Annotated in this window: 3 protein-coding genes; 2 read left to right on the top strand and 1 reads right to left on the bottom strand. The window is 60.8% G+C overall.

From position 1 onward, the window contains the following. The coding region (locus GY725_19425; GenBank protein MCP4006356.1) for an Mrr restriction system protein at positions 1-650 on the top strand (650 nt) is incomplete at its 5' end. 197 nt (positions 651-847) lie between these two features. On the opposite strand, the gene GY725_19420 is transcribed toward GY725_19425, so the two are convergent. Next, complete coding sequence (locus tag GY725_19420; protein MCP4006355.1) at positions 848-1,876, bottom strand: hypothetical protein; 1,029 nt, start codon at positions 1,874-1,876, stop codon at positions 848-850. A gap of 375 nt (positions 1,877-2,251) precedes the next feature. Between GY725_19420 and GY725_19415 the strand changes: the two genes are divergently transcribed. Further along, positions 2,252-2,376, top strand: a 125-nt coding sequence (locus GY725_19415) for an RNA polymerase subunit sigma (GenBank protein MCP4006354.1), incomplete at its 3' end; no start/stop codon positions are given.

The following is a 2,376-nucleotide window of genomic DNA, read 5'->3' as shown; positions in this document are numbered from 1 at the left end:
TGATCGGGCCGACCCTGCGTGGATTACATCGACTCGGCGGGAGCGGTTCGATCCATGGGATCGAGAACGAGATTGTCTCCGATCTTGGTCTTTCGGAGGAACTCGCAAACTTTTCTCACGGCAAGGGGAGCCAAACCGAAGTAGGTTACCGCGCAGCCTGGGCGCGGACTGCGCTAAAGCATGCTAAGTTTATTGAGAACTCCGACCGCGGCGTATGGGTCCTGACTGCAACTGGCGCCAAAAAAGTCAAAGAAGCAGACTCCAACAAGCTAGTGCGCAGAGTATTGAAGATGGCGCGTCTAGTTCCAAAGCTTCGGCGCCTGGATAGGGAAATTGCAGAGCTTAAAGAAGGACAGGCCGAAGAAGACAGCGTGGAGGAGCTGGATTGGCGCGATCGACTTCTTGAAGTGCTCCTGAAGATGGACCCTATCGCGTTTGAACGACTTTGCCAGAGGTTGTTGCGCGAGTCGGGATTTCTTGAAGTTGAAGTCACCAGACGCTCGGGCGATGGTGGCATTGATGGCCACGGCACGATTCGGATCGGTGGCCTCATAAGCTTCAACGTTCTATTTCAAAGCGCAGGGATAGAGGTGCCATCCAAATCGGATACCGCGCTTCGTGCTCTTGAGATCGGGCAGATCGCGAGGTGATTTGGCTCTCCTTGAGACCTATTGGAACGCCGGCGAGGGAGGTTCATGAGTCTTCGGGCTGATCGAGACGTCGAGTCTCGTTTTCTGCGTGGAACTTCTCTCGATGGTGAGGGCGCCAGACACAGCTTTCCTGTGAAGTGCGAACCGCAGAGATTCACACTTGAGTTTCGACTCTCAAGCTACCGCGGGGAGACGGCTTAGATTGTCGCTGCGGCCAGCAATGCGAAGTGGCGCGAGCCGCCGGCGTCGGCCAGGGGGTCGAGCTCTTCGCCAACGCTGACGAATCCGAGGCTCGGTCGAAAGCTCCCCTTGGGGAAGTTCGCCGCGGCGGCGTTGCCTAGCCTCAGGGTTACCGAGGCTTCGCGAAACATGTCGACGAAGGCGCGCAGCGCCTGGCGAAAACGCTTGCGCATGTCCTTACTTGCGGTGTGACACCGCGGTTTCGGCGACGGCCGGAAACCCACTGGTCGCCCGAGCGGATTCTGGTGGCGAATTCTGTCCATGCCAACGGGCTCGGTGTCGAGCTCTTCACGGAGCTTGGTGGCGGCGGCTTCGATCTCGGAGACCATCTGGGCGACGCGCTTGCGGATCTCCGCTGTCGGCAGGTTCTGCCAACAGGGCAACGGCGCGAGCTTGAGCTGGTAGGGCGTCATGAACGCGCTGCGATCAACTCTCTCGACCGGCGTGCCCCGGCGGTCCGCCTTGCGCTCGGCCTGGCGATTGGCCTCGTACTCGATGGCGCGGTCGTACCACATGCCGGTCATCGGCGTGCCGTCGATCAGTGCCTCGGCGCTGTGCAGTCCTTCCCAGTCTCCGATGCGAGCCACGAGATTCTCCTTGATGGTGTTGGAGAGCACGTACCGCAAGCGTTCGATCAACGCTTCAGGCTCGGGAGAGATCGGGATGTGGTGGAAACGATCGGTCCAGACGGGGCCACTCCAATCGTCCAGGAGGTGATTCGTTTCGCGAGCCAGGTTGCCGTTTACGTATTCCATAAAGTCGGCGAGTTCGTCCACGTCCTCCGGTGTTAGGATCAGGTGATAATGATTGCTGGCCGCGACCGCAGCGTGAATCTTTACCGGGTATTTCTCCTGGGCTCGGGCGAGGATGCCCACCATGACGCGGGCAAAGTGAGAGGTGGCGGGCAGGAGATAGAAGCCGCAGATGGTCCGGGTGGTGACTTCGACGCTCCAACCAGGTGGCAGGTAGCGAGGGTCTCGAGGCATGGCGGTTCCTCCCAGGTCGCGCCAGAGGCGCACCTGTGCAATGGCTGGCGCCGCGGCGGATGGCATGAGGAACCCGCGGCCACACGCCGTGGATCGACCGTCACGCGCTGCGCCAACCGGTGTCGGTCGGCGAGCGGCACCGGAGAACTCCGTGCGGGCTAACGCCGACTACACCCTTTGTAGAACGTAAAAGGGGCTCCAATTCTGGCGCAGGTGCTGGCGATCAGAGAAGATGGCTAATACCCTCCCCGGCACCCGTGCAGCCAGAGCGACGATCGTTGCCGAAGACACGGCCCTCGTCTTGCTGCCATCGCCTCCGTGACCGAAGTGGGTGGAACCTGATCTGGATCTGGGATCTGGCGCGAGATCCAGGGCATGAAATACCACGAGATCGCCGGCGTGCTCGGCGTACCGCTCAACACCGTGCGGGTCTATCTCCACCGCGGCCGGGCCCGGTTGCGGCAACAGCTGAAAGAGGTCTACGGACATGCCGAGACGGT

Source organism: bacterium (assembly GCA_024226335.1).
Taxonomy (GTDB): Bacteria; Myxococcota_A; UBA9160; order SZUA-336; family SZUA-336; genus JAAELY01.
This window is presented reverse-complemented; position numbering and strand designations above follow the sequence as displayed.